The sequence below is a fragment of the Novosphingobium sp. SG919 genome (assembly GCF_012932495.1).
GTDB classification, from domain to species: Bacteria; Pseudomonadota; Alphaproteobacteria; order Sphingomonadales; family Sphingomonadaceae; genus Novosphingobium; species Novosphingobium rhizosphaerae.
Genome location: NZ_JABCNG010000002.1, coordinates 309,103 through 335,213 on the forward strand (window position 1 = coordinate 309,103; position 26,111 = coordinate 335,213).

Sequence of the window (26,111 nt, forward strand, 5' to 3'; positions counted from 1 at the left end):
CTTGGCCTTCGCGATGGAGCCTGTTCGATGAGCCGTTCCGCCGATGACGTATCCGCCGCCCAAGCGATCACGCTGGACGAGGTGCCTCTCATTGATTTTGCGCCGTTCCTGAGCGGCGATGCCGCCGCGCGCCAGGAGGTGGCCGAGGCCATCGCCCGCGCCTGCGAAGAGATCGGCTTCTTCTATCTGGCCGGGCACGGGGTGCCCCAGGCCGCACGCGAGGATGTCTTTGCCGCAGCGGCGGCGTTCTTTGCCCGGCCCCGCGCCGAGCGGGCGCAGAGCGCGGCAACGCCCGAATGGTATCGCGGCTGGATCGGCGCGCCCGAGGCCGATGGCTTTTCGCGCAACACCCGCCTGTTCGAGCAATATCGGTTGCAGCATGAATGGCCGGCCGATCCGGCCGACATGGACCACGCCGCGATCTTCGACCAGCCCAACCGCTTCCCGGCCGACATGCCCGCGTTCCGCGCTGCGAGCGAGGCGTACCTTGATGCGATGCTCAACCTGTCGCGCGAATTGCTGCGCGCCTTTGCGCTGGGCCTGGGCTTGCCCGAACACCGCTTTGACGGGTGGTTCCGCCATCCCGCCTCGCAACTGTCGATGAACTTCTATCCGCGCCTGCCCGCCATGGCCGATGACAAAGTGTCGAACATGGTGCCGCACACCGACGAAGGGCCCTTCACCATTCTCGCCCAGGGCGACGTCGGCGGGCTGGAAGTGAAGCGCCGTGACGGGGTGTGGATCAAGGCGCCGCCGATTGCGGGGGCCTATACCATCAACGTGGGCGACATGATGATGTGGTGGTCCAACGGCCGCTTCCTGTCGAACTTCCACCGCGTGCGCAACCGCGCCGGGGAAGAACGCTTTTCCGTGCCCTATTTCGCCAATCCCGATCGCGCCGTGGTCGTCGCGCCGCTGCCCGAACTGGTGGGGGCGGATACCCCGCGCTACCCGGCGGTGAAGGTGGCCGATCACCTTGCCCGCTTCTATGCCACTCTCGCAAAAAATCCCCAGGACATCTATGGCTGAACAACTCTCGCGGCCCCGCGCGCGCATCGGTGCCGATATCGGCGGCACGTTTACCGACGTGGTGCTGGAAACCGCCACCGCGCGCCATTCGACCAAGATCCTCACCACCTATGACGCGCCCGAGCGGGCCTTGCTCGAAGGGGTGGCGCTGCTGCTCGACGAAGCGGGGCTCACCCCGGCCGACGTGGACCTGGTGGTCCATGGCACGACTTTGGCGACCAACGCCCTGATCGAGCGGCGCGGGGTGCCCACGGCCCTGCTGACCACCGAAGGTTTTCGCGATGTGCTGGCGCTGGGCAGCGAAAGCCGCTTCGACCAGTATGACATCGCCATGGAAAAGCCCGCGCCGCTCGTGCCGCGCAAGCTGCGCCTGGGCGTGGGCGAGCGCATGGCCGCGACCGGCGAAGTGCTCCTGCCGCTGGACGAAGCGGGCGTGCGCGAGGCGGCGGCCACGTTCCGCGCCGAGGGCATTCGCGCGGTGGCGGTGGCGTTCCTCCATGCCTATGCCAACCCGGCGCACGAGCAGCAGGCCGCGCGCATCCTGGCCGAGGAAATGCCGGGCGTGAGCCTGTCGCTGTCGAGCGAAGTCTCGCCCGAAATGCGCGAGTACGAACGCTTTTCCACCACGGTGGCCAATGCCTATGTCCAGCCGATCGTCGACGCCTATCTGCGCCGGCTGGAAACGCGGCTGGCGGACATGGGCTTTGCCTGCCCGCTCTATCTGATGCTCTCTTCGGGCGGGTTGACCACGGTGGATATCGCCGCGCGGTTTCCGGTGCGGCTGGTGGAAAGCGGGCCAGCGGGCGGGGCGATCTTTGCGGCCTCGGTGGCGGCGGAATGCGGCGCTGGCGAAGTGCTGGCGCTGGACGTGGGCGGCACCACCGCCAAGATCTGCCTGATCAACCAATTCCGGCCGCAGACCAGCCAGGTGTTCGAGGTTGGCCGCGCGCACCGTTTCCGCAAGGGATCGGGCCTGCCCTTGCGCATTCCCGTGGTGGAAATGGTGGAAATCGGCGCGGGCGGCGGTTCGATCGCCTCGGTCGATCGCGCCGGGCGCCTGGCCGTGGGGCCACATTCGGCCGGATCGGAACCGGGGCCGGCGGCCTATGGCCGGGGCGGCACGCGCCCGACCGTGACCGATGCCGATATCGTGCTGGGCCGGATCGATCCGGCGCGCTTTGCCGCGGGCAAGGTCTCGCTCGATCCCGCCGCTTCGGCGACCGCCTTGGCGGACTTGCGCATCTGGGACGGCGCGGCACCCACGCTGGCCGTGGGGGTGAGCGAGATCGTGGACGAGACCATGGCCAGCGCCGCGCGCGTTCACGCGGTGGAGCAGGGCATGACGCTGGAAGACCGCAGCCTGATCGCCTTTGGCGGCGCGGCGCCGCTCCATGCCGTGCGCTTTGCCGAAAAGCTGGGCATTGGCCGGGTGATCGTGCCGGCCGGCGCGGGCGTGGGATCGGCCGTTGGCTTTCTGCGCGCGCCGGTATCCTATGAAGTGGCGCGCAGCCACCATGTGCTGCTGACCGAGGGCGCCGATCTGGCGACGCTCGATGCGCTGCTGGGCGCCATGGCCGCACAGGCGCAAGATCTGGTGGCCAAGGGCGCGCCGGGCGCTGCGCAAAGCGAACGCCGCGTGGCGCTGGGCCGTTATGCCGGGCAGGGCTTTGAAATCCCGTTCGATCTGCCCGCAGGGCCGCTGCCTGGCGTGGCGGAACTGCGCGGCCTGTTCGAAGCGGCCTATCGCACGCAATATGGCAACCAGGCGCTCGACCTGCCGGTGGAACTGCTGACCTTCCGCGTCGCCGTGGCGGCGCAAGTGTGGCAAGGGCAGGGCGCCGCCGCGCCTCTGGCCGATCGCTGGATCGAACCCACCGCCTGGCGCGAAGTGATCGATCCGCAGGATGGCGCGCCCCTGCGCTTTGCCGTGGTGGCGCGCGAAGACATGGCGCCGGGCGATGCCGTGCGTGGCCCGGTCCTGGTGACCGAGCGCGAAACCACCACGGTCGTCTCGCCGCGTTTCGACGCGCGCATGGATGCCAACCGCACGCTTGTCTGTACCCGCCGGCCCGAGGAGCCCCGCGCATGAGCAATGCCCTGTCGCAACTGCGCCACCAGGTGATCTGGACCCGCCTGATCGCCATTGTCGAAGAACAGGCGCAGACCCTGATGCGCACGGCCTTTTCCACCACGGTGCGCGATGCGGGCGATCTGTCCGCCGCGCTGTTCGACCTGGAAGGCCGCCTGATTGCCGAGGCGGTGACCGGCACGCCCGGCCATGTCAATTCGATGGCGGCGGGCGTGCGCCATTTCATCGACCGCTTCCCGCTCGCTACGATGGAGCCGGGCGATCACTTCATCACCAACGATCCCTGGCTTACCGCCGGGCACCTGCACGACGTGACCGTGGTTTCGCCCGCGTTCCACCAGGGGCGCATCGTCGGCCTGTTCGGGGTGTGCTGCCACCAGGTGGATATCGGCGGGCTGGGCCAGGGGCCCGATGGCCGCTCGATCTATGAAGAAGGCATCCAGATCCCGCTGATGAAGCTGGCCAGCCGGGGCGAATTGAACGAGCAACTGCTGGAAATCGTCTGCCAGAACGTGCGCACGCCCTTGCAGGTGCGCGGCGATATCCTGAGCTATGTCACCAGCAACAACGCCGCGATCCGGCGCCTGGCAGCGATGCTGGGCGAATTCGGCATGGACGATCTCCAGGACGTGGCAGATACCATCGTCACCCAGTCGCTCGACGCCACGCGCGCGGAAATCGCGCGCCTGCCGCAAGGTTCGTGGAGCAGCAGCCTGGTGATAGACGGCTATGACGCCCCCGTCACCCTGCGCGCCACGCTGACCATCGACGGGGAGCGCGTGAAGGTGGACTACGCCGGATCGGACGCCTGCCTGCCGCGCGGGATCAACGTGGTGCTCAACTATGCCCGCGCCTATACCGTGTTTGCGCTGCGCTGCGTGATCAGCCCGGAAGTGCCCAACAACCATGGCGCGCTGCTGCCTTACGAAGTGGATGCGCCGGAAGGCTCGATCCTCAACGTGCAGCGGCCCTGGCCGGTGGCGGCGCGGCACATCGTGGGGCAGATGCTGCCCGATCTGGTGTTCGGATGCCTGTCGCAGGCAATCCCCGATCGCGTGCCGGTGGAAGGGTCTTCGTGCCTGTGGAGCGTGCAGTTGCGCGGGCGCCATCCCGAAATCGAGCAAGGCACGCCGGGCGATCTGTTCGACACGATCTTCTTCAATTCGGGCGGATCGGGCGCGCGGCCGGGGCAGGATGGCCTGGATGGCACGGCCTTTCCCAGCGGCGTGCGCGCCATGCCGGTGGAAGTGACCGAGCACGGCGCCCCAATCGTGATCTGGCGCAAGGAATTGCTGGCCGACAGCGGCGGCGCCGGGGCGCTGCGCGGCGGGCTGGGCCAGCGCGTGGAAGTGGCAATGCGCGATGGCAGCGGCTTTGAAGTGCTCGCCATGTTCGAGCGCGTGGGCCATGCCGCACGCGGGCGCGAGGGCGGCGCCGACGGTTCGCTGGGCCAGGTGCGGCTGACGGACGGCACCGTGCTGCGCGGCAAGGGCCGGCAGGAAATTCCCGCCGGGCAGCGCCTGGTGCTCGATGTGCCGGGCGGGGCGGGCCTGGGTGATCCCCATGCGCGCCGGCCCGAGGCCCTGGCGGCAGACCTGGCCGAAGGCTTTGTTTCACCGCAGGCGGCGCGGACGATCTACCAGGCGTCCTGACCGGCAAACCCTCATCCCGGATATGCTCCGGGATGAGGGGGCCGGCTCACAGCTGGTCGGGGCTTTCTTCCTGCATGTCGAGTGCGAGGTGTTCATCCTCGTCGTCTTCGAACGCTGGCATTTCGGCCATGGGCAGGGTGCGGCAGGCGTGCATGTCGCGCGCCAGTTGTTCGGCAAACTTGGCGGCGGCCAGCGGCAGCGGGCGACCTTTCAGTTGGCCCAGCACCAACGGGCCATAAGTGCGGTCCACATCGTTGATGCGGCGCACGGCAAAGCGCGGATCGCGGCGCCACAGTTCGGCGCCGATGTCGATCTGGAACGTGATTAGATCGCTGGACGCGACGATTTCGCCGAGCATGTCGAAATTGTTGGATTCCACCACGATGCGCGGCTTGACCGAGCTGTTGGCCAGGCGCGTTTCGATGATCTCGCGGCCGCCGAACGCGGTGTCGGGCATGGCGAGGTCGTAATGCGCGCATTCGCGCAGGCGCAGCACGGCCTTGTCGGCCAAGGGATGGTCCGCCGCCATGATCGCGACCAGGCCCTGGCCGATCGACAGGATCGGGTGCAGTTCGGGATGGCGCAGCGGGCGAAAGATCAGCGCCAGGTCGATCTCGTATTCGGTCAACTGGCGCACCGCGCTGATATGGTCGGTCACCACGATGCGGAACTTCACGTTGGGATGGCGTGCGCGGAAATCCACCACTTGCTGCAGCAGGAAGCTGCGCGCCACCGCCTGGCTGCAGGCGATGCGGATATCGCCGCGCTGCAGGCCGCCCAGTTCCTCGATCTGCGAATAGACGCGTTGCAATTCGGCCGATTGCGTGCGGATCCAGCGGATGAACAGTTCGCCCGCCGCAGTCAGCCGCACGCCCAGCGAATGGCGTTCGAACAGTGGGGCGCCCAGATCGTGTTCCACGTCCTGGATGCGCCGCAGCAGGGCCGAAGGCGTCATGTTCAGGCGCTCTGCCGCCTGGCGTACCGAGCCGGCACGCGCGACTTCATCGATGTAGGCCCAGATTCGTTGGTTACGCAGCGCCACGATGGTTCCGTTCGTATTTTTGCACCGGCATGCCATCCTTTTAGCACACCAAGGGCAACAGGGGATAGCCTATGCAGTGACAGGCACTTCACATGCTGCAGCAAAAATCAACAAGTATTTTTCAAATATGTGAAGACGCCGGAAAAATTCATGGGGTTACGTATGGAAATTGGCCTTGTAGATAAAGTTGTGGTCATCACTGGTGCCGGAAAGGGCATGGGCCCGGCGATCACAAATGCGTTTTGCAAGGAAGGTTCTTTCGTAGCTGTTCTTGGAAGAGACTTGTCCGCTCTTGAAAAGCTTCGTGAAGATAACCCCGAATACGCTAAAAGAATTTCAACTTTTTCTTGTGACGTTACCGATGCGGCGCAGTGCGACGCCGCCGTTGCCGCTGTGGTTGCCGCCCACGGCCAGGTCGATGTGCTGGTCAACGTGGCGGGCGGAACCGGCCCGGTTGGCCTGCCGGCATGGGAAACCACGCCCGAAGCGTTCGACGAGATCGTGCGGCTCAACATGGCGGGCTGCTTCCACATGATGCGCGCGGTGCTGCCGGCGATGATCGCGCGCCGCTATGGCAAGATCGTCAATGTCGGTGGCACGTTCGGCATGCATGGCCGCGCCGGGCGCATGGCCTATTCGGCATCGAAGTGGGGCCTGCGCGGGATTACCAAGTCCACCGCGATCGAGGCCGGGCCGCACAACATCAACGTCAACATCGTGGCGCCCGGCATGGTCGATGGCCCGCGCTTCCGCACCAAGGTGATGCCCGGCATGGCCGCTGCGCGCGGCCTGAGCGAAGACGAAGTGATTGCCGAGCACGCCGCCGAATATGCCCTGCGCCGTATCAGCCAGGCCGAGGACGTGGCCAATGCCTGCCTGTTCCTGGCGTCCGACGCATCGCGCCAGATCACCGGTGTCGACCTGCCGGTCGATGGTGGCTGGGCGGCCCTGTAATCTCGGCCGTGTAATCCCTTTCGTGTAATCCTGTCCGTTCCCCCACAGAAAGACTGTCCGATGCTTGCCGATCTTGTCATCCACGGCGCCACCCTGGTGACCGACAGCACCACCTTTGCCGCATCGGTGGCCATCAAGGATGGTGCCATCCTGGCCATCGGCGCGGCCGATGCCATGCCCGAGGCGGCCGACGTGCTCGACGCTGCCGGCAAGTACCTGCTGCCCGGCGCGATCGACGCGCACGTGCACTTCCGCGATCCGGGCTATACCCACAAGGAAACCTGGGAAACCGGCACGGCCAGCGCGGCAATGGGCGGGGTGACCACGGTGTTCGAAATGCCCAACACCAACCCGCCGACCGGCACGGTGGAGGCGCTCAATCTCAAGCTCAAGCAGGCCGAAACCGCCTATGTCGATTTCGGCATCTATGGCCTGCTCGGCGAATCCAACATCGATGAACTCGAAGCCCTGATCGAAGGCGGCGTGGCCGCGTTCAAGTGCTTCATGGGCAACACCTTCGGCAATCTGCCCTCGCCGCCTTCGGGCGCGATCCTTGAAGGGTTCGAGATCGTGGCCAAGCACGGCTACCGCGTGGCGCTGCACGCCGAAAACGCCTCGATCATGGCGCGCCGCCAGAAGAAGCTGATGGCCGCCGGGCGCTGCGACCCGCTGGCCCACCTCGACGCGCGGCCCCCGGTCGTGGCGGTGGAAGCGGTGGCCCGCGCCGCGATCCTGGCCGAATGGACCGGCGCGCGCATCCACATCCTGCACGTTTCCTCGGGCGACGAACTGCGCCCCTTGCGCGAAGCCAAGCTGCGCGGGGTGGATATCACCGCGGAAACCTGCCCGCATTACCTGCTGCTCGACGAGCACGCCTATACCGACAAGAAGTCGCTGATCCGCGTCAACCCGCCGGTGCGCGAGAAAGTGCACCAGGACCAGTTGTGGCAGGGCGTGGCCGACGGCACGATCGACATGATCGCGACCGACCATGCGCCACACAGCCACGATGAAAAGCACCGCGACGATATTTGGACCGCCGACTGCGGCTTTACCGGGGTGCAGACCCAGATGCCGCTGATGCTCAGCCAGGTGGTTTCGGGCCGCATGACCATCACGCAATATGTGAAGATGACCTCGCTTGCCCCGGCCAAGGCCTTTGGCCTCTATCCGCGCAAGGGCGCGCTGCTGCCCGGATCGGACGCGGATATCGTGATCGTGGACCTTGACCGTGAAACCGTGGTGGATTCGGCCGATCTGCAGTCCAAGGGCAATTCCACCCCGTTCCAGGGCTGGGTGGCGCAGGGCGCGCCGATCCACACCCTGGTGCGCGGCCGTTTCGTAATGCGCGACGGGCAGCTTTGCACCGATGCCAAGGGCCATGGGCGCAACATCCGCCGCGTGCAGCAGATGCCCGCGCCCACGCCGCAAAACACCCACACCACCACGGCCGCGATCCTGGCCAAGGCGCCGCAGCGCTAAGCCGGCAGGACGCCACGGGACTCCATTGCCATGACCATGACAACCAGGGCCGGGCTGGCCGTGGCGGCGCCGCTTGCCGCCTTCGTCGAAGACCAGGCGCTGCCCGGCAGCGGAATTGCGCCCGAGGCGTTCTGGGCCGGTTTTGCCGCGCTGCTGGAACGCTTTGCGCCGCAAAACCGCGTCCTGCTGGCCGAGCGGGAGCGCTTGCAGCAGGCGCTCGACGCCTGGCACGAGGCGCGGGTTGGCCAGCCGTTCGACGCCGCCGCGCACGAAGCCTTCCTGCGCGAGATCGGCTATCTCGTGCCCGAGGTGCTGCCGTTCCAGGTGGACCCATGGGGCGTGGACGCGGAACTGGCGGAACTGGCCGGGCCGCAGCTGGTGGTGCCGATCCTCAACGCGCGCTTCCTGCTCAATGCCGCCAACGCGCGTTGGGGCAGCCTTTACGATGCGCTCTATGGGACCGATGCCATTCCCGGCACGGCGGCGGGCGCGGGCTATGACCCGGCGCGCGGTGCGCAAGTGATTGCCTGGGGCCGCGCGTTCCTGGACCAGGCCGTGCCGCTGGCGCAGGGTTCGTGGGCCGATTGGGCGGGCGGCGATCCGGTGCTGGCCGACCCGGCGCAATGGGCGGGCCGTGCGGGCGCCAACATCCTGCTGCGCAACAAGGGTTTGCATATCGAGCTGGTGATCGATCCGGCCCACCCCATCGGCGCGACCGACCGTGCGCACCTTGCCGATATCGTGGTGGAAGCGGCGCTGACCACGATCTGCGACCTGGAAGATTCGATCGCCGCCGTCGATGCGGAAGACAAAGTGGCTGCCTATGCCAACTGGCTGGGCCTGCTGCGCGGCGATCTCCAGGCCAGCTTTGCCAAGGGCGGTGCCACGCAGACGCGGCGCCTGGCGCCCGATCGCAGCTATGTTGCCCCCGATGGCCGGCCGTTCACCCTGCCGGGGCGCTCGGTGCTGCTGGTGCGCAATGTCGGCCACCTGATGACCACGCCCGCCGTGCGCCTGGCCGATGGGCAGGACGCGCCCGAGGGGCTGGTCGATGCGGTGATCACCAGCCTGATCGGCCTGGTCGATGTGAAGGGGCGCGGGCTTCATCGCAACAGCCGCAGCGGCTCGATCTATATCGTCAAGCCCAAGATGCACGGGCCGGCGGAATGCGCATTCGCCAACGACGTGCTCGATGCGGTGGAAGACCTGCTGGGCCTGGCGCGGCACACCATCAAGATCGGCGTGATGGACGAAGAGCGCCGCACCAGCGTGAACCTGGCCGCCTGCATCCACGCGGTGCGCCACCGGGTGATGTTCATCAACACCGGCTTTCTCGATCGCACGGGTGACGAGATCCACACCGCGATGCGCGCCGGGCCGATGCTGCGCAAGGCCCAGATGAAAGCCACGCCGTGGATCGCCGCCTATGAAGACCGCAACGTGCAGATCGGGCTGGCCTGTGGCCTGGCCGGCAAGGCGCAGATCGGCAAGGGCATGTGGGCCATGCCCGACCGCATGGCCGATATGCTGGCGCAAAAGACCGTGCACCCGCAGGCCGGCGCCAACACCGCCTGGGTGCCTTCGCCCACCGCCGCCGTGCTGCACGCCACGCATTACCACCGCATCGACGTGGCGGCCCGCCAGGCAGAGCGCCTGGCCGAGCCGCTGGCCCCGCTGGCTGACCTGCTGACCGTGCCCATCGCACCTGATCGGCCGTGGAGCGCGGCAGAGATCCAGGCCGAGGTGGACAATAACGCGCAAGGCCTGCTCGGCTATGTCGTGCGCTGGATCGACCAAGGCGTGGGCTGTTCCAAGGTGCCGGACCTGGACGACGTGGGCCTGATGGAAGACCGCGCCACCTTGCGCATTTCCAGCCAGCACCTGGCCAACTGGCTGCGCCACGGCGTGGTCACGGCGGATCAGGTCGATGCGGCGCTGCTGGCAATGGCCGCGCGCGTGGATGCGCAGAACGCGGGCGATCCGGCCTATCGCCCGATGGCCGCCGATCCGCAGGGCAGCCTGGCCCTCCAGGCGGCGCGCGCGTTGGTCTTTGCCGGGCAAGCGCAGTCCAGCGGCTATACCGAGCCGCTGCTCCACGCCTTTCGCGCGCGGGCCAAGGCGGCATAATTTCGCGGCGTGGGCCGGCGTCAGGCGACGCCGGCCCAGCTATCGCGCCGCCAATCGGCCACGGCCAGGGGCGTGCCATCGCTCAGGCCCGCGCAGGCGACGGCGCCAAAGCGCATCTGGCCTGGTGGCAGCGGGGCCAGGGCATGGCCGCGGCGGGCCAGGGCCGCGGCCTGGGGATGGCCTTCCTCGATCAGCAGGTGCGCGCCTTCGCTGCGCCAGCGCGGGGCGGCGATGGCGCCGGCCAGGTCCTGCCCCCGGCGCAAGGTGCGGTCGATCACCTGCAACAGGGTCTGCACCTGGCCATCGGCGCCCGGCGTGGCCAAGGCCAGGCAGCCTTGCGGGCCGCGCACCAGCGCCGGGGCCAGGGTGTGCACCGGGCGCTTGCCGGCGGCCGGGGCATTGGCGCCACGGGTGAAGCCGCCGGCGCGGTTGTTGAGCGTGATGCCCAGTTCGGGCACGAAGACGCAGCTGCCGAAATCGTCGAACACCGAAACCAGCGATGACACCACCAGTCCATCGGCATCGGCCGTCGCCACCCCGGCGGTGTGGAGATAGGCGCGCGGACCGCCGCGCCGCGCGGCGCGCTGCGGGTCGATCGGCAGCGGCTGGTCGAGCAGCGCGGCGCCCAGATGCGCGGCATCGTCGCGCCAGGCAAAGGCGGCCTCGGTCAATTCCACGGCGGTGTGATCGGACCCGGCATCGTCGGCCGGGGCGCAGGCGGCCATTCCCTTGAGCGCCATGCCCAGAAGCACGCCCTGGGTGGGCGGGGGCTGCACCGCCACGGTGCACCCGGCATAAGCCACGGTGAGAGCCGGGCTGACATGGGTGACATGGCGCGCGAGGTCGCGCCGGTCCATCGCGCCGCCCTGCCGCGCCAAGGCGTTGGCAATCGCCGCAGCAGGCGCGCCGGTGTAGAACGCGTCGAAGCCATCGTGGGCGAGGCTACGCAGCAAAGTGGCGAGTTCGGGCTGCATCAGGCGATCGCCCGTGGTCAGGCTGAGTAGCGACCACGCTGCCGCGCCATGGGCGAGCAGCCGCGCGCGCTGTGCCGTGACCGCCGCAGCCAGCGTGGGCGAAACGCGATGGCCATCCTGCGCCAGGCGAATGGCCGGGGCCAGCACGGTGGCGGCGGGCAGGCGGCCCCAGCGGCGATGCAGCTTGGCCCAGCCGCCGGCCAGGCCGGGCACGGTCACGCTGTGCGGCCCGTCGTCGGCAAAGGTGGTGGCGGCCTGCGGCGTGGCGCCGGCGCCGTTGATCGCCAGGGTCTGCGCCCGATCGGCGACCAGGGCAAACATGTCACCGCCCAGTCCGCAGGCATCGGGGCACAGCACGCAGAGCACGGCCTGCGCCGCAATGGCCGCGTCAGCCGCCGAACCACCGGCGAACAGCGCGGCCTGCCCGGCGGCGACGGCTAGGGGATGCGCGGCCGAAACCGCGCCCAGGCTGCCGAGCAGCGCCGGGCGCACGACGGAGGAAAAGCTGTCTGCCAGGCGCCAGCCATGGGAGTGGGCCATGGCCTCAGACCGCCGTATAGCCGCCGTCGATCACGATCGACGTGCCGGCGATATAGCGCCCTTGCGGGGAGCACAGGAACAGCACCATGCTGGCCACGTCCAGTGGTTCTCCCTGACGGCGCAGGGGAATCTGCGCCTCGATCGCGCGGCGTTTTTCGGCCGGATCGGGCTGGTACTGCCAGAACGGATCGTTGAACGGCGTTTCGATCCAGCCGGGCAGGATGCAGTTGATGCGGATGCCATCGGGGCCTAGTTCGGCAGTCAGGCTGCGGGCGAGGCCAGGCAGGGCGGCCTTGGTGGCCTGGTAGGCCGACATGCCGGCATGGCCGCGCAGCGCACCGGTGGAGGAAATCAGCACGATCGACGGATTTTCCGATCGCCGCAGGTGCGGCGCGGCGGCCTGGGCCAGGAAGAACGGCATGGCCAGGTTGAGGTTGACCGATTGCGCCCACATCTGCGGCGTCCATTCCGCCAGCGCCGCCGATTGCATGACGGCCGCTGTCACCAGCACGCTGTCGAGCCCGCCAAAGGTTTCCACCGCCAATGCCACGGCGCGGGCCGGCACTTCGGGATCGGCCAGGTCTGCGGCCATGAACAGGCAGCGGCCGGGCAGATCCTCGGCCGCGACTTGCGCCGCTTCCTCGCGATGGTCGATGAGCAGGACATCATCGCCCCGCGCGCGAAAGCCCAGGGCGCTGGCGCGGCCGATTCCGGTGGCGCCGCCAGCAACGATCACGGTGGCCATGGTGTTGTCTTCTCCTTCAGGCCGCAAGGGCCAAGGGCAGGCTGGACAGCCCGCGCAGCCCCGGCACCAGCCGCAACTGCGATGGGCCGGTGCAGGTAAGGGTGCCGACCTTTTCGGCCAGCGCGCGAAAGAACACTTCGCCTTCCAGGCGGGCCATCATCTGGGCCACGCAGCCGTGGATGCCGGTGCCATAGCCGACCTGGTGAGTCAGGCGGCGGCGGATGTCGAAACGATCGGGTTCGTCCCACACCGCCGGATCGCGCCCGGCCGAACCGATCAGGACCAGCACCTTTTCGTGGCGGTCCAGCGTCTGCCCGGCAAATTCGAAGGATTGCGTGGTGGTGCGAAACAGGCTTTGCGACGAGCTGTCATAGCGCGTCGCCTCTTCGAAGGCATTGCGCGCGCGTGCGGGATCGGCGCGCAGCAGCGCCCATTGTTCGGGATGCTCGGCCAGCGCGCGCAAAGCCAGGCCGATGGAATCGATCGTGGTATCGACCCCGGCCGACAGGAACGAGCGCACCAGCAGGCGCGCTTCGTCGTGGGTGATCTCGCCCGCATCGGCGGCGGCATAGATTCCGGCGCCCAGGCCATCATCCGTCAGCGCGGCGCGCGCGCAGTGCGCGTCGATCCAGGCCGAGACTTCCTCGGCCCGTTCCATCAACTGGTCGTACCACGCCGTGCGCGGGCCGAACGCGCCGAACACCATGCCACCATAGACCAGCATGATTTCGCGATCGAGCGGGGGCATGCCCACCGCATCGGGAAAGACCGTGAGGGGGAACGGCTGGACGAGTTGCGAAACCGCCTCGATCTCGCCCTGGGCCAGGGCCGCGTCGACCAGGCGGCGCGCCACGGTTTCGAATCCGCCGCGCAGGGACTTGACCGCATTGGCATTGATCACCCGCATCATGACCTTGCGGGTGCGCTCGTGTTCGGGCGGGTCCACTTCCAGGATGATGCTGGGCTGGCGCCAGTTGGGTTCCTTGAAATAGTTGGTCAACCCGCCGCCACCGGCATTGCTGAAGCGGCGCCAGTCGGTGAGCACATCCTTGACCTGGGCGTGGTGCTGCACCACCCAGATGCCATATTGCTCCAGCCACACGATCGGCCCGGTGGCGCGGAGCTGGGCATAGGCGGCAAAGGGATCGGCGCGGAATTCGGCCGAGAACGGATCGAGCGCGGAAACCGGGCGCGGGTTGGTGTGGACCGCGCTCATGCCCGTGTCTCCCGGCCGGTCTGGCGCGGGGCGGCGGCACGGGGCGCCATGCGGCTGCGCAGCGCGGTGGTGGCTTCTTCATCCAGCGTGCCATCGGCGGTGATCACCACGCCATAGGCATCGCGGGCGTGGCTGCGGCTGACCCGGCCATCGAGCACGTCCTCGCGCACGCGGTCGGGCGCGCGCTCCAGCGCAGAGCCGAAGCCGCCACCGCCGGCCATGACGTGGCGATAGACTTCGCCGGTCTGGAGCAGGAACGGCGTGGTCGGCATGGCGGGCAGGATGCGCAAGCCCCCGCTGCGTTCCAGCAGATTGCTGGCCGGTGTGCCGGCGCGGCCGCCCTGGAGGCCGTGGGGCGGGTGGATCACCTTGTCCGACCGCACCCCGAAAAAGATATCGTCGGCCAGCATGCGGTATTCGCGCAGCACGGCCAGGCCACCCCGGTTGCGGCCCGGCCCGCCGCTATCGGCCACCAGGCCATAGCGTTCGATGCGGATGGGGTAATCGGCCTCGATCGTTTCGATCGGCACGTTGGCCTGGTTCGATGCCATGTGCGGCACGCCTTCCTGGCCATCATGTTCGCTGGTTGCGCCCCACACCCCCATCACGCATTCCGAGAACACGAACGTGCGCCCGTCGATCCGGCCGCTGAAGCTGGGCAGGGTGGAGCCGCCCGCGCCATCGGCGGCGACTTTGTCGGGCACGGCCTGGGCAAGCGCGCCGAACACGCAATCGACAATGCGATAGCCGGTGATGCCGCGCGCGCCGCAGGGGGCGGGATAGGTGCAGTTGAGCACGCTGGCTTCGGGCGCGACCACGTGGATCGGCCGGGTATAGCCATGGCAATTGGGCACGTCGGCCCCCATGACAGAGCGCAGCGCGGCATAGACGTTGGACTTGCAGAACGAGATCGGCGCGTTGATGCCGCCGCGCACTTGCGGCGCCGTGCCGGTCCAGTCGGCGGTGACTTCTTCGCCCGCCACGGTCAGCGCCAGGCGAAACAGCACCGGCTGCGGATTGTCGCCCAGCCCGTCGATATGGTCTTCGAAGCGATAGGTGCCATCGGGAATGGCGCGGATGGCGGCGCGCGCCAGGCGTTCGGCATAATCGTGCAGCGCGGCGCCATAGGCGGCGATGGTCTGCGCGCCATGGCGATCGATCATCGCGACAAGGCCACGTGCGCCGGCATGGGCAGCGGCCACTTGCGCCTCGATATCGCCGAGCACCTGATCGGGCGTGCGCACGTTGGCGGCGATCAGGCGGGTGACGACCGGATCGGGCCGGCCGGCGCGATAGAGCTTCACGAACGGCAGGCGCAGGCCTTCCTGGTGGATTTCGACCGCGCTCAACGAATTGCTGCCGGGCACGAGGCCACCCACATCGACATGGTGGGCGATCGTGGCTGCCCAGCCGTGGATCGCGCCGGCGTGGAAGATCGGCCGGATCACATAGATATCGGGCAGGTGCTGGCCCGAGGCGAGATAGGGATCGTTGCCGATGAACACGTCGCCATCGGCGATATCGGCGCCATATTCGCCGATCAGGTGGCGCATGGCATCGTGAAAACTGCCCAGGTGCATCGGCGTGGTCAGCCCCTGGGCCAGGTTCTGCCCGGCCGCGTCGCACAAGGCGGTGGAGAAATCCATCGCATCGCGCACGATCGGGGAATGGGCCGTGCGCATGAGGATCAGGGCCATCTCGTCGGCCACGGCCTCGAACCCGTTCTTGAACACTTCGAGCAGGATGGGATCGACATCACGCGACATGGGTGGCTCCTGCGCCAAGGGTGATCACGATATTGCCCGCCGTGTCGCGCCGCGCCGTGGCATCGGGCGGCACCACGGTGGTGCCTTCGTATTCCTCCACGATCAACGGCCCGGCGCGCGGTTCATCGCGCAGCGCGGCGCGATCGATCACCGGGGTTGCGATGCGTCCATGCTCTGGCCCGAACCAGCAGGCGCGGGTGGTTTCCGGTGCAGCGGCTGGCGTTAGGACAGCCGCCGGGGCAATGGCCGTGGGGCCTTGTGGCGGGATCGTGCCGATCGCGCGCAGGGTGACCAGGTCGATGCGGTGGGGGCCAAGGTCGTGGCCATAGGAGCGGCGATGCTCGGCCTCGAATGCGGTGCGCAGCGCCTCGATCCAGGCGGGGGTGATCGCGCCGGGCGGCACGTCCACGCCCAGTTCGAAGCCTTGGCCGTGATAGCGCAAGTCTGCCCGGCAGCGCAGCGCCAGCGCCGGATGCGCGCCCAGTTCGGCCCGCACATCCGCGTCCAGCCGGGCCAGCGCCCGGGTGATCGCGGCCAGGGTTTCGGCATCGTCGGCCAGGGGGCGGCCGAGTGCTGCCGAGCGGCTCACTTCGTGATCGGTGAACAACAGGCCCACCGCGCTGAACACGCCAGCGCCGGGCGGCACGATCACCTGGGCCATGCCCAGTTCGCGGGCCAGCGCGGCGGCGTGGATGCCGCCGTTGCCGCCGAACGCAAACAGGGCGAAATCGCGCGGATCGCGGCCGCGATAGGTGGAAACCGCCTTGACCGCGCGCATCATCGCGGCGTTGGCCAGGCGGTGGATGCCCCATGCGGCCTCTTCCAGCGTGCAGCGTAGGTGCTGGCACACAGCGTCATCAATCGCCGCGTGCGACAGGCTGGCGTCGATCGGCACGGTGCCGCCGGCCAGCGCCACGGGATTGAGATAGCCCAGCACGACGTTGGCATCGGTGACGGTGGCCTGGGTGCCGCCGGCGGCATAGCAGGCCGGCCCAGGCACGGCGCCCGCGCTTTCCGGCCCCACTTTCAGCGCGCCGCCGGCATCCACCCGCACCACGCTGCCCCCGCCCGCGCCCACTTCGGACACGTCGATCACCGGCAGTTTCAGGGCATAGCCGCCACCCTTGGCCAGCGCGCTCGACATCGAAATGCCGCCGCCCACTTCGTATTCGTCGGTGGTGGCCAGGCGGCCATGCTCGATCAGCGAGGCTTTGGCCGTGGTGCCGCCCATGTCGAAGGTGATGACATGATCGTGCCCGGCCCCGCCGCCCAGGCGCGCGGCGCCGACCACGCCCGCGGCCGGGCCGCTTTCCACCACCGTGGCAGGCCGCGCGATCACTTGGGCCACGTCGAGCAGCCCACCGCTCGATTGCATCATCAGCAGCCGGCCATCGAGCCCGGCGGCAATCAGCCGTTCCTGCAAGGCGCCGAGATAGGCGCTGACCACCGGGCCGATATAGGCGTTGACCACGGTGGTGCTGGTCCGCTCGTATTCGCGGATTTCGGGCAGCACTTCGTGGCTGGCGCAGAGGAAGGTTTCGGGCGGCAGAACTTCCTTGAGGATTTGCAGGGCCTTGGCCTCGTGCGCCGGGTTGGCGTAGCTGTGCAGGAAGCACACCGCCACGGCGTCCACCCCGGCCTGGCCCAGGGCTTGCGCCACCTGGACCAGCGCGCCGGTATCGAGCGGCCGGATCACTTCGCCGCGCGGCCCCATGCGCTCGGGCACTTCCAGCCGCAGGCGGCGCGGGCTGAGCGGGGCGGGCTTTTGATAAAGCGGCTCGTAGAGACGCGGCACGCGGATGCGCCGCATTTCCAGTACGTCGCGAAAGCCTTCGGTCGTTACCAGCGCGGTGCGCGCGCCCTTGCCTTCAAGGATCGCGTTGGTGGCGATGGTGGAGGCGTGGAGGATCTCGGCAAAATCGGCCGGTTGCAGGCCCAGCCGCGCGGCCACGTCGGCAATGCCGGCCAGGATGGCGCGGGCATAGTCGCCCGGCGTGGTCGGCACTTTGGCGGTGGTCAGCGTGCCATCGGGCGAAAGGCAGGCGATGTCGGTGAAGGTGCCGCCGATATCGGCCGCGATGCGATAACCGGCCATGGTCAGTGACACCGATAGTGGGCGAGCTTGTCCTCGTCCACGATAATGCCCAGGCCCGGCGCATCGAGCGGCAGGATCGCGCCATCGGCCACGGCCATGGGCGCTGCCAGCACATCGTCTTCGTAATAGCGGCCGGCGATGCGGCAGGGGTGGGTGCCTGCCGGCGCGCTGATGGCGATCACCGCGCCCAGCGTGACGGCGCCATGGGCCAGGGCGAAATGGACGTTGGCCGCCGTGCCGATGGCGGATTCGATCGACCCGTTGACATCGCAGGCCATCTTGCGCGCGGCGGCCACCCGCGCCACCCCGCCCGCGCCGACGAAACCGCCGGCCTTGGCCAGGTAGATCGACAGGCAATCGGCCGCGCCGCGTTCGGCCACGTCGAGCGCGTCGTGAATGTCCCAGCAGCTTTCATCGGCAATGATCGGCAGCGGCGATGCCGCCGTGACGGCGGCCATGAACGGCAGGCCGGTGGTGGGCTGCTCCACCAGGCTGGCGCCCGCCTCGGCCAGGCGCAGCACGGCTTGCGTGGCGGCCTTGCCGTGGCCGTAACCCTGATTGGCATCGAGCCGCAGCGTGATGTCGTGGCCCAGTTCGCGGCGCAGTGCCGCCACCAGCCGCACGTCGCGCGCCAGATCGACCCCGCCCTTGATCTGCAACGCGTGCACGCCATCGGCCACCGCGCCCAGCCCTTCGTCTAGCGCTTCGGCTTCGTGCATCAGGCCGATCATGTGCGCCACGGGCACGCTGTCGCGCACGGCGCCGCCCAGCAGCTTGTAGACCGGCTGGCCCACGATCTTGCCCCAGGCATCGTGCAGGGCAATGTCGATCGCGCACTTGGCATAGCTGTTGCCGATCAGCACGCGGTCCATCGCGGCGCGCGCGGCAGTGACCGCCGTGGCATCCAGGCCGATCAGTGCGGGGGCCAGCACCTGCTCGATCATCTGCACCACGCTGGCTTGCGTCTCGCCACAGCGGCGCCCCCAGTCACCGCCCCAGTCGGGCAGCGGGGTTGCCTCGCCAAAGCCGGTCACGCCGCCTTCGGTTTCCACCCGCACCGCCACGAAGCCGCCCAGATCGGCAATAAGGCCCGCCCATTTGAAATCGCGCCGAACCGGCAGGCGAAAGGGGAACGCGGTGACGGCAGTGATCTTCAAGGCATGGCCTCCCAAGGCGGGTGCGGATGCAAATGTGCTAACAGAAATTTTCCTACAGGAAAACTAATTTTCCAACTTTTGAAAATCAGGAAAACGTGCCAGCCTTGTTCCCATGTGCTCCCTTGCCGCTTCTTCCGCTGTAGCCGATCCTGCCACATCGCGTGGCTGGTCCGTGCTCGCCCTGGCTTATGCGCTGACTTTGGCGAGCATGGCGCAAGTGGGCGTGGTTGCGGCGCTGACGCTCGACCTGGCCGGGGCGCTGGGGCTGACAGCGGCGCAGATCGGGCAAGGCCTGGCACTGTTTTCGCTGCCTTCGGCGCTGCTGGCGGTGCCCTGCGGCGCGCTGGTCGATCGCGTTGGTGCGCGCCGTGTGCTGGTCTGGTCCGGGCTGGCCGGGGGCCTCGCCGATGCGCTGGCCGTGGCGGGCGGCAGCCCGGCCGCGCTCTATGCCGCGCTGCTGCTGTCGGGCCTGGCCTTTACCGGGATCAGCGTAGCCGCGCCTGCGCTGCTCGCCGCAGCCTATCGTGGCGGGCGGCAGGTGCGGGCCATGGCACTGTGGTCCACCTATGCGCCCGCCGGTTTTGCCCTGGGCCTGGTGCTGGGCGCGCCGTTTGCCCAGACCGGGCATTGGGTGCTGCCGCTGGCGCTGCATGGTGCCTTGCTCGGCATCCTGGGGCTGTGGGCGCTGGCGCTTCCCCATCTGGTCCCGGCGCGTCCAGTACAGGCGGGGGGCTTGCCTGATCGGCGGGCCGCCTGGCGCGAGCTGGGCCTGGTGCTGCGCCAGCCGGGGGTGCTGCGGCTGGCGCTGGCGGTGGCTGTGCCATCGGCGATTTCCTATGGCACCAGCCTGGTCGCGCCAGCCTGGCTGGCGCGGGTGCATGGCGCGTCGATGGCCGAATCGGCCACGGTGGTGGCCGCGGCCAAGGGCGTGGCGATGATGCTGGGCGGGCTGGCGGCAGGCGCCGTGCTGGCCCGGGCCGGGCAGCGGCGCGTGCTGTTCGCCGGCCTGGCCGTGGCCGGCGCCCTGGCGCAGGCGCTGCTGTTCTGGCCGGGTGGCAGCCTGGCGCTTGCCACCGCCGCGCTGTTCGCCTGGCTGCTGGCATTCAGCGGCTTGGGCGCGGTGGCGATGGCGCAGTTGCCCGCGCTGGCGCAAGCGGGCGCTGCTGCAGGGACCAATCGCCGCGGCACGGTTTCGGGGGTGGTCGGGCAAGCAATCTCGCTGCTCTCGTTTCTGGCCCCGGCGATCTATTTCGGCATGGCGGGGTGGATCGGCTATGTGCTGCTGGCCAGCGGCGGCCTTGCCCTGGCAGCACTGGCGCTGCCCAACGTAGCGCCCAGGGAGCAAGAGCAATCGTGATGACGCCCACCACGGCCGTGCGCCGGCTGTTCGTGCTGCTCTGCGGCTTTGAAATCCTGCCCAAGACGATTTCGACGCGCAACCTGGGCGGGCGCTTCATCCTGAGCGAACCGGTCTGCGCCTATCTGCTCGATACCGATCACGGCTGGGTCCTGCTCGATGGCGGGATGAACCCCGACAACATCACCGATCCGGTGCGGCGCCACGCGTGCTTTGGCCAATATGGCATGACCCCGCCGGTGGTGCGGTCGATGCACGATATGGCGCAGCAACTGGCGCAGATCGGCCTCGGCCTGGGCGATATCGGCCACGTCATCCTCTCGCACCTGCATTACGACCATTGCGGCTATCTGGGACAACTGACCCATGCGCGCATTTCGGTGCAGCGGCGCGAATATGAACAGGCCTTTGCCGCCGATCCGGGCCTTGCCTATATCCGTTCCGACTATGACCTGCCGGGCCTTGACTGGGATCTGCGCGACGGGGATTGGCAGGCCATGCCCGGCCTGGCGCTGATCGATACGCGCGGCCATACCCAGGGCCATCAATCGGCCGTGATCACCCTGCCGCAGACCGGCGTGGTGATCCTGCCGTTCGACGCGGGCGACCTGGCCGAGAATTTCGTCGATGAAGTGCTGCCGGGCGAATGCTGCGACGACATGGCCGCGCTCGCCGCGATCCGCCGGCTCAAGGCCCTGCAGCGCGAACACGATGCCACGATGCTGCTGTTCCACGATCCGGTGGCGATCCAGCAGATGCGCCTGGCGCCCGAATTCTACGCCTAGATCACGCCGGCACTTGCCGGGTGGAGGGATGCATATAAGTGGAAACCGGCCGCCTCTCGGCCGAGGCGGGATCGTGCGAGATCGACAGCACACGTGCATCGGCGTCGCCCACCGCGAGATAGAGGTGCTTCATGCTGCTGTCGAAATAGGCGCTTTCCCCGGCCGCCAGGCGGAACGGGGCATAGTGTTCGGTGTGAATCTCGATCGCGCCGTCCAGCACATAGACGAATTCCTCGCCCTCGTGCTGGCTCCAGTGGTCGAAATCCTCCACCTTGCGGGCGCGGATGACCATTTCGAAGGGGATCATCGCCTTCTTTGAAATTTCGCTGGCGTGGATGCGATAGTCGTATTGATCGGAGCGGAACTGTTCGCCTTCGCCCCGCCGCGTCACCGTCTTGCGCCCGGAAAGCTGGCTCTTGGCCGTGGCCGAGACGATATCTTCGATCCCCACGCCCAGTGCGTCGCAGGCCCGCTTGAGAATATCATAACTGGCGGAAATCTGCGCGTTTTCGATCTTCGACAGGGCCGAGATCGAAACGCCCGCGCGGGCACTGACATCGGCCAGCGTGGCGTTTTGCGCGCGGCGGATCGCGCGCAACCGCTTGCCGATCGCAAGTGCTTCTTCGCCCTGGTTGCCGCGCGCCATGTCAGATCCGTCAGTTGGGAAAATTTCTTTCCTAAAAGCGCATGGCACGTCGCGCGGCACGCGGGAAGCCGTATTCTGCAACAGGAGGCAAGAATGCGTGGGGACTTGGACCCCGCGCACATTAGTTGTCGTGGTCTTGCCCGGCCGAAAGATATTGCGCGTCGCTCACGTGCTCCATCCAGGTGACGAAGCTGCCGTCGTGCGCTTCCTGGATGGCGATGTGGGTCATCGCGGTGGTGGCCGTCGCGCCGTGCCAATGGCGATGGCCGGGCGGGCACCAGATCACGTCACCCGCGCGGATTTCGACAATGGGTTCGCCTTCGCACTGGGTCCAGCCGGTGCCGGCGGTGACCACCAGTGTCTGGCCCAGCGGGTGGCTGTGCCAGGCGGTGCGAGCGCCGGGTTCGAATGTCACGCTGGCGCAGCCGTGGCGGGACGGCGCGGGCGCGGTGTTGAGCGGATCGATGCGCACGCGGCCGGTGAACCATTCCGCCGGGCCGGGCTGCGAGGGGCGGGTACCATTGCGATAGAGGATCATGCGTTGCTCCTTTCGGGAAGCGGGGAAGCGTGGCGCGCGTCGGCCAGGCCCAGCAGCGCCGAGCCGACCAGAAGCAAGGCACCGGCCAGGAATGCGGCGGCAAAGCCAAAGGCATCGAACAGCAATCCGCCACCTGCCGCGCCCAGCGTGATCGCCAGCTGGATTACTGCGACCATGAGGCCGCCGGCGGCTTCGGCGTCATCGGGCAGGGTGCGCGCCATCCACGTCCACCATGCCACGGGCGCGGGCGTGCCCGTCAGGCCCCACAGGGCCAGCAGCACGGCGACGAGGGGGGCATGGGTGCCCACCGCGATGAGCAGGGCGGCGATCAGCGCGAGCACAAGCGGCGGCAGGATCAGCGCCTGGGCAAGGCTGTGGGCGACCAGCCGGCCGATCAAGCCATTGCCGAGCACGCCGGCGATGCCCATGCCCAGCAGGATCAGCGAGAGCAGCGAGACCCCGACATGGACGTGCTGTTCCAGGAACGGGCGCAAATAGGTGAACACCGCGAATTGCCCGGCGAACAGCAAGGCGACGGCGGCCATGCCCCGGCGCACCTCGGCGCGGGCAAGCAGGGCCAGGGTAAGGGCCGGCTTGGCCTGGCGATCCGATGGCATCGCCGGTAGCGCCAGCCATTTCCACGCAAAGGTCAGCGCGGCAAGCGGCACGACCATGAAGAAAGTCCAGCGCCAGCCGATGAATTGGCCCAGGAAACTGCCGAGCGGGGCGGCGATCGTGGTGGCCAGGGCATTCCCGCCATTGAGCAGGGCCAGCGCGCGCGGCACGTCTGGCGGGGGGACCAGGCGCATGATCGTGGCCGTGGACATCGACCAGAAGCCGCCGATGACCACGCCAACCAGCGCCCGGCCGGCCATGAACACGCCGAAGTTCGGCGCGAAGGCAACCATGGCGCCCGAAACGAGCATCACGAGCGTCAATCCCAGGAGCAGATGGCGACGGTCGATCCCGGCGCTGGCGCGCGCGATGCCAAGGCTGGTGAGCACCGCGAACAATCCGGAAACCGCGATGGCCTGCCCGGCCGTGCCCTCGCTAAGGCGCAGATCGGCCGCGATCGGCGTCAGCAGGCTGACCGGCATGAATTCCGAGGCGATCAGCGTGGAGACGCAAAGCGTCAATGCCAGGACGGCGCCCCAGTGCGCGGTGGTTTGGTCGGTCGTTGCCATGGGCGCGACATAGCGCCCCCGCTGATCCGGTTGGAGCTGGCGCAGCCTTGATGCAGCGATGAATGCTGTTCATCGCTGGCACGGCGCTACAGGCCCAAGGGCTGCATTTCGCGCACCAGGTCGATCAACAGGCGCAAGCCGGTGGGCAGCTGGTGCCGGCTGGGATAATAGATGTGGAAGCCTTCGCCATGCGACGACCATTCGCGTAGCACCACCTGCATTTCGCCGCGCGCCACGCTTGCCGCAACGCAGGGTTCGGGCAGGTACATCAGGGCCGCGCCCTCGCGCACCAGGGCAAGCGCGAACGCGGTCTGGTCCACGGTGATCGCGCCGGGCACGTCGATGGCGATCACCGCGCCCTCGCGCTCGAATTCCCAGTGATAGATGCTGTCATCGCCCAGCCGGATGCGCAGGCACCGGTGGTTTGCGAGGTCTTGGGGATGTTGCGGCACGCCGAACCGTTCGAGATAGGCCGGCGCGCCCACCACCACCCAGCGCAGATCGGCCGAAAGGCGCCGGGCGATCATGTCTTCCGGCACGGTTCCGCCATAGCGGATGCCGGCGTCGAAGCCTTCGCCCACCACGTCCTGCATGGCATTGGCCACCGCGATATCGATCCGCACGCCGGGATAGCGCTCGGTAAAGGTTGGCAGCACTTTGGCGAGCAGCAGGGTGGCGGCGTGTTCCAGCACGTTGAGCCGGATGTGGCCGGTCGGTTCGTCGCGCAAGCGATTGAGCCGCTCGACGGCCTCGCCGATCATCGAGAACGGTTCCTGCAACGCCGCCTGCAGTTCCTCGCCCGCCGCGGTCAGCGTCACGCTGCGGCTGGTGCGGTTGAGCAGGCGAACGCCAAGGCGCGCTTCCATGCCCTTGAGCGCATGGCTGATGGCCGAGGCACTGACCCCGATCTCGAGCCCGGCGCGCCGGAAATTGCGGTGGCGCGCCAGGACCAGGAACGTGTTGAAGTCGGCAAGGTCGGTGCGATGCAAGGTCATGATCGGTGGGGTGCGCCGGGCTGCCGGTTTTGGCAAGGCTTGCCGTGGGCTACATCCCCACGCCGCCTAGGGTGTGCCGGCGAAGAACACTTCCAGCGCGGCCAGGGCGGCTGGTTCGTCCAGCATCGGGGCATGGCCGATGCCGGGGACCAGCGTCAGGGTTGCCTGCGGCTTGTCCGCGACCATTGCCTCGGCCACCTCTGGCGCGAGGAGATCGGTTGCCGTGCCGCGCACCAACAGCACCGGGCGATCTTGGGCAAAGGCGTGCCATTTGCCCCAGGGATCGGGATCTGCCACGATCCGGGTGAAGCCCTGGGCGATGGCGGGATCGTAATCGGCCACGATCCGGCCCTGTTCTTCGCGGAACAGGCGGTGGGCCATGGCCAGCCATTGCGCCGGGCCATAGTGGGGAAAGACATCGGCATTGAGGCGCGCGCAGGCCTGGGCCGCGGCCTGCCAATCGGGCAGCGGCTCGCCCTTGCCGACATAGCCGGCAATGCGCGCCAGGCCCTGGGGCGCCAGTTGCGGGCCAATGTCGTTGATCACCGCGCCGGCCACCAGCGCGGGGTGGCGCGTGGCCAGCTCCACCGTGATCAGCCCGCCCATCGACGTGCCGACGAACAGCGCCCGCGCGATGCCCAGTGCATCGAGCAGCGCCACCACGTCATCGGCATAAATGCCAAGGTCATAGCGCGCCTGGGGATCGCGCGCCGATTGGCCGCGCCCACGCATGTCGAGCGCGAGCACGCGGCGCTGGCGCGCAGCAAGCCAGGGGGCGAGCGCGGCAAAATCGCGCGAATTGCGCGTGAGGCCATGGAGGCACACCACCGGCAGGCGCGCCGGGCCGGGCAGGGCGGGGTAATCGCGCGCGAACAGGGCAAGGCCATCGGCCGTGGTCCAGTGGCGGGCGGCAAAGCCGCTCATGCCGCGCCGTCCCGGTCCATATCGCCCTCGCCAGGTCCGCCATTGTCGCCTGCTGCGGGCGTCAGGCCATGGGCAAGCAGCCGCCCGGTCTCCTGCACCACCGCTTCGGGTGTCTCGTTGCCCCACACGCCAAAGCGCAGGCCCAGGAACACGTTCATGCCCATGATCGCCCAGGCGCGCACTTCGCTGTCGCCCGCGCGGATTTCCCCGCGCTGCGCCGCCGCTTCGAGCCGGGCGGCGATGCGCGCGGCCGAATTGGTGTAGTGTTCGCGATAGGCGGCCGGATCGACGAATTCGGATTCGTCGATGATGCGGTAGATCTCTTTGTGTTGGCGCACGAATTTCAGGTAGGCGAGCTGGCCGGCTTGCTCGGCGGCAAGCTGGTTGGGCGCCGCGGCGATGCTGGGGCCGACAAAGTCCTTCACCTGGCCCGAAAGATCGCGCACCAGCGCCTGGAAGATCGCTTCCTTGCTGTCGAAATAGACGTAGAAGCTGCCGGTGGCGACACCGGCGCGCGCGGTGATCTGGCTGATCGCTGCATCGTGGAAGCCCTTTTCGCCGAATTCTTCGGCCGCGGCATTGAGCAGCGCGCGCAAGGTGCGCCGCCCGCGCTCCGTCTTGGGCACTTTGGAGGCCCGTGCCGGGGCAGCTGCCGGCGCAGACGAGGCGGCCGTGGCGGCGGAGGCCGCGGGAGAAATCGTTGTTTCAGCCATGGACAGCTGCTTTCTCAAAGGGCGGGCGCTTTCTAATTTGAAGCGTGATTCATTTTTCACTATTAAGCCGGAACCGACCGGCAGTGCAAGCTACAGCCAAG

21 protein-coding genes are annotated in these 26,111 nt (G+C 68.2%); 8 read left to right on the forward strand and 13 right to left on the reverse strand.

Features of this window, described 5'->3' with window-relative positions; all coding sequences use genetic code 11:
• Nucleotides 1-27 precede the first annotated feature (27 nt).
• Genes FHT19_RS11500 through FHT19_RS11510 form a run of 3 tightly spaced genes read left to right on the forward strand, consistent with a single transcriptional unit; the run spans nt 28 to nt 4,770 of the window.
• A complete protein-coding gene (locus FHT19_RS11500; RefSeq protein ID WP_169475230.1) occupies nt 28-1,029 on the forward strand; it encodes an isopenicillin N synthase family oxygenase in 1,002 nt (333 codons plus the stop codon).
• Nucleotides 1,022-3,118, forward strand: a complete 2,097-nt coding sequence (locus FHT19_RS11505; RefSeq protein ID WP_169475231.1) for a hydantoinase/oxoprolinase family protein — start codon at nt 1,022-1,024, stop codon at nt 3,116-3,118. Before FHT19_RS11500 ends, FHT19_RS11505 begins: the two co-directional genes overlap by 8 nt.
• Nucleotides 3,115-4,770, forward strand: coding sequence for a hydantoinase B/oxoprolinase family protein (locus tag FHT19_RS11510; protein WP_168557459.1), 1,656 nt, complete (start codon nt 3,115-3,117; stop codon nt 4,768-4,770). Before FHT19_RS11505 ends, FHT19_RS11510 begins: the two co-directional genes overlap by 4 nt.
• A 46-nt stretch (nt 4,771-4,816) precedes the next feature.
• Here FHT19_RS11510 and FHT19_RS11515 read toward each other — a convergent pair whose 3' ends face one another.
• Nucleotides 4,817-5,812 carry a LysR family transcriptional regulator gene (locus tag FHT19_RS11515; RefSeq protein WP_168557458.1) on the reverse strand — a complete coding sequence of 332 codons (996 nt, stop codon included), beginning with the start codon at nt 5,810-5,812 and terminating at the stop codon, nt 4,817-4,819.
• Nucleotides 5,813-5,974: 162 nt separating this feature from the next.
• On the opposite strand from FHT19_RS11515, the gene FHT19_RS11520 reads away from it, so the two are divergent.
• Genes FHT19_RS11520 through FHT19_RS11530 form a run of 3 tightly spaced genes read left to right on the forward strand, consistent with a single transcriptional unit; the run spans nt 5,975 to nt 10,375 of the window.
• A complete protein-coding gene (locus FHT19_RS11520) occupies nt 5,975-6,766 on the forward strand; it encodes an SDR family NAD(P)-dependent oxidoreductase (RefSeq protein WP_169475485.1) in 792 nt (263 codons plus the stop codon).
• A gap of 60 nt (nt 6,767-6,826) precedes the next feature.
• Nucleotides 6,827-8,248 carry an allantoinase AllB gene (gene allB, locus FHT19_RS11525; RefSeq protein WP_169475232.1) on the forward strand — a complete coding sequence of 474 codons (1,422 nt, stop codon included), beginning with the start codon at nt 6,827-6,829 and terminating at the stop codon, nt 8,246-8,248.
• A 30-nt stretch (nt 8,249-8,278) separates the two neighbouring features.
• Nucleotides 8,279-10,375, forward strand: coding sequence for a malate synthase G (locus FHT19_RS11530; protein ID WP_211184891.1), 2,097 nt, complete (start codon nt 8,279-8,281; stop codon nt 10,373-10,375).
• 20 nt (nt 10,376-10,395) lie between these two features.
• On the opposite strand, the gene FHT19_RS11535 is transcribed toward FHT19_RS11530, so the two are convergent.
• Genes FHT19_RS11535 through FHT19_RS11560 form a run of 6 tightly spaced genes read right to left on the reverse strand, consistent with a single transcriptional unit; the run spans nt 10,396 to nt 18,868 of the window.
• Nucleotides 10,396-11,889, reverse strand: a complete 1,494-nt coding sequence (locus FHT19_RS11535) for a gamma-glutamyltransferase (protein ID WP_169475234.1) — start codon at nt 11,887-11,889, stop codon at nt 10,396-10,398.
• A gap of 4 nt (nt 11,890-11,893) precedes the next feature.
• Nucleotides 11,894-12,634: an SDR family NAD(P)-dependent oxidoreductase gene (locus FHT19_RS11540; protein ID WP_169475235.1), complete on the reverse strand. Its 741-nt coding sequence runs from the start codon at nt 12,632-12,634 to the stop codon at nt 11,894-11,896.
• Nucleotides 12,635-12,650: 16 nt separating this feature from the next.
• Nucleotides 12,651-13,850: a cytochrome P450 gene (locus FHT19_RS11545; protein WP_169475236.1), complete on the reverse strand. Its 1,200-nt coding sequence runs from the start codon at nt 13,848-13,850 to the stop codon at nt 12,651-12,653.
• On the reverse strand, nt 13,847-15,616 hold the full coding sequence (locus tag FHT19_RS11550) for a hydantoinase B/oxoprolinase family protein (RefSeq protein WP_169475237.1): 1,770 nt from the start codon (nt 15,614-15,616) through the stop codon (nt 13,847-13,849). Before FHT19_RS11550 ends, FHT19_RS11545 begins: the two co-directional genes overlap by 4 nt.
• Nucleotides 15,606-17,711 carry a hydantoinase/oxoprolinase family protein gene (locus FHT19_RS11555; protein WP_169475238.1) on the reverse strand — a complete coding sequence of 702 codons (2,106 nt, stop codon included), beginning with the start codon at nt 17,709-17,711 and terminating at the stop codon, nt 15,606-15,608. Before FHT19_RS11555 ends, FHT19_RS11550 begins: the two co-directional genes overlap by 11 nt.
• Before the next feature lie 2 nt (nt 17,712-17,713).
• Complete coding sequence (locus tag FHT19_RS11560; protein ID WP_169475239.1) at nt 17,714-18,868, reverse strand: enolase C-terminal domain-like protein; 1,155 nt, start codon at nt 18,866-18,868, stop codon at nt 17,714-17,716.
• A 112-nt stretch (nt 18,869-18,980) separates the two neighbouring features.
• Here FHT19_RS11560 and FHT19_RS11565 point away from each other — a divergent pair, with 112 nt between their 5' ends.
• Together FHT19_RS11565 and FHT19_RS11570 are read left to right on the forward strand one after the other, a co-directional pair.
• Nucleotides 18,981-20,225: an MFS transporter gene (locus FHT19_RS11565; protein WP_169475240.1), complete on the forward strand. Its 1,245-nt coding sequence runs from the start codon at nt 18,981-18,983 to the stop codon at nt 20,223-20,225.
• A complete protein-coding gene (locus tag FHT19_RS11570) occupies nt 20,225-21,010 on the forward strand; it encodes an N-acyl homoserine lactonase family protein (RefSeq protein ID WP_169475486.1) in 786 nt (261 codons plus the stop codon). The genes FHT19_RS11565 and FHT19_RS11570 overlap by 1 nt, the downstream gene beginning before the upstream one ends.
• Before the next feature lies 1 nt (nt 21,011).
• On the opposite strand, the gene FHT19_RS11575 is transcribed toward FHT19_RS11570, so the two are convergent.
• The 6 genes from FHT19_RS11575 to FHT19_RS11600 all read right to left on the reverse strand — a co-directional run bounded on the left by FHT19_RS11575 (nt 21,012) and on the right by FHT19_RS11600 (nt 26,010).
• Nucleotides 21,012-21,656 carry an XRE family transcriptional regulator gene (locus FHT19_RS11575; RefSeq protein ID WP_168557448.1) on the reverse strand — a complete coding sequence of 215 codons (645 nt, stop codon included), beginning with the start codon at nt 21,654-21,656 and terminating at the stop codon, nt 21,012-21,014.
• Nucleotides 21,657-21,777: 121 nt separating this feature from the next.
• Entirely contained in the window at nt 21,778-22,194 is a 417-nt protein-coding gene (locus tag FHT19_RS11580; protein WP_169475241.1) for a cupin domain-containing protein, read from the reverse strand.
• Nucleotides 22,191-23,378 (reverse strand): MFS transporter, encoded by a 1,188-nt coding sequence (locus FHT19_RS11585; RefSeq protein WP_169475242.1) that lies wholly within the window; start codon nt 23,376-23,378, stop codon nt 22,191-22,193. The genes FHT19_RS11580 and FHT19_RS11585 overlap by 4 nt, the downstream gene beginning before the upstream one ends.
• Nucleotides 23,379-23,464: 86 nt before the next feature.
• Nucleotides 23,465-24,373: a LysR family transcriptional regulator gene (locus FHT19_RS11590; RefSeq protein WP_169475243.1), complete on the reverse strand. Its 909-nt coding sequence runs from the start codon at nt 24,371-24,373 to the stop codon at nt 23,465-23,467.
• Between the two features lie 66 nt (nt 24,374-24,439).
• Complete coding sequence (locus tag FHT19_RS11595) at nt 24,440-25,297, reverse strand: alpha/beta hydrolase (protein WP_169475244.1); 858 nt, start codon at nt 25,295-25,297, stop codon at nt 24,440-24,442.
• Nucleotides 25,294-26,010 carry a TetR/AcrR family transcriptional regulator gene (locus FHT19_RS11600; protein ID WP_168557443.1) on the reverse strand — a complete coding sequence of 239 codons (717 nt, stop codon included), beginning with the start codon at nt 26,008-26,010 and terminating at the stop codon, nt 25,294-25,296. Before FHT19_RS11600 ends, FHT19_RS11595 begins: the two co-directional genes overlap by 4 nt.
• Nucleotides 26,011-26,111 lie beyond the last annotated feature (101 nt).

Coding starts and splice junctions, on each gene's coding strand:
- FHT19_RS11500 (WP_169475230.1), top strand. CDS start 28: ATGAGCCGTTCCGCCGATGACGTATCCGCCGCCCAAGCGATCACGCTG.
- FHT19_RS11505 (WP_169475231.1), top strand. CDS start 1,022: ATGGCTGAACAACTCTCGCGGCCCCGCGCGCGCATCGGTGCCGATATC.
- FHT19_RS11510 (WP_168557459.1), top strand. CDS start 3,115: ATGAGCAATGCCCTGTCGCAACTGCGCCACCAGGTGATCTGGACCCGC.
- FHT19_RS11520 (WP_169475485.1), top strand. CDS start 5,975: ATGGAAATTGGCCTTGTAGATAAAGTTGTGGTCATCACTGGTGCCGGA.
- allB (WP_169475232.1), top strand. CDS start 6,827: ATGCTTGCCGATCTTGTCATCCACGGCGCCACCCTGGTGACCGACAGC.
- FHT19_RS11530 (WP_211184891.1), top strand. CDS start 8,279: ATGACCATGACAACCAGGGCCGGGCTGGCCGTGGCGGCGCCGCTTGCC.
- FHT19_RS11535 (WP_169475234.1), bottom strand. CDS start 11,889: ATGGCCCACTCCCATGGCTGGCGCCTGGCAGACAGCTTTTCCTCCGTC.
- FHT19_RS11540 (WP_169475235.1), bottom strand. CDS start 12,634: ATGGCCACCGTGATCGTTGCTGGCGGCGCCACCGGAATCGGCCGCGCC.
- FHT19_RS11545 (WP_169475236.1), bottom strand. CDS start 13,850: ATGAGCGCGGTCCACACCAACCCGCGCCCGGTTTCCGCGCTCGATCCG.
- FHT19_RS11550 (WP_169475237.1), bottom strand. CDS start 15,616: ATGTCGCGTGATGTCGATCCCATCCTGCTCGAAGTGTTCAAGAACGGG.
- FHT19_RS11555 (WP_169475238.1), bottom strand. CDS start 17,711: ATGGCCGGTTATCGCATCGCGGCCGATATCGGCGGCACCTTCACCGAC.
- FHT19_RS11565 (WP_169475240.1), top strand. CDS start 18,981: ATGTGCTCCCTTGCCGCTTCTTCCGCTGTAGCCGATCCTGCCACATCG.
- FHT19_RS11570 (WP_169475486.1), top strand. CDS start 20,225: ATGACGCCCACCACGGCCGTGCGCCGGCTGTTCGTGCTGCTCTGCGGC.
- FHT19_RS11575 (WP_168557448.1), bottom strand. CDS start 21,656: ATGGCGCGCGGCAACCAGGGCGAAGAAGCACTTGCGATCGGCAAGCGG.
- FHT19_RS11580 (WP_169475241.1), bottom strand. CDS start 22,194: ATGATCCTCTATCGCAATGGTACCCGCCCCTCGCAGCCCGGCCCGGCG.
- FHT19_RS11585 (WP_169475242.1), bottom strand. CDS start 23,378: ATGGCAACGACCGACCAAACCACCGCGCACTGGGGCGCCGTCCTGGCA.
- FHT19_RS11590 (WP_169475243.1), bottom strand. CDS start 24,373: ATGACCTTGCATCGCACCGACCTTGCCGACTTCAACACGTTCCTGGTC.
- FHT19_RS11595 (WP_169475244.1), bottom strand. CDS start 25,297: ATGAGCGGCTTTGCCGCCCGCCACTGGACCACGGCCGATGGCCTTGCC.
- FHT19_RS11600 (WP_168557443.1), bottom strand. CDS start 26,010: ATGGCTGAAACAACGATTTCTCCCGCGGCCTCCGCCGCCACGGCCGCC.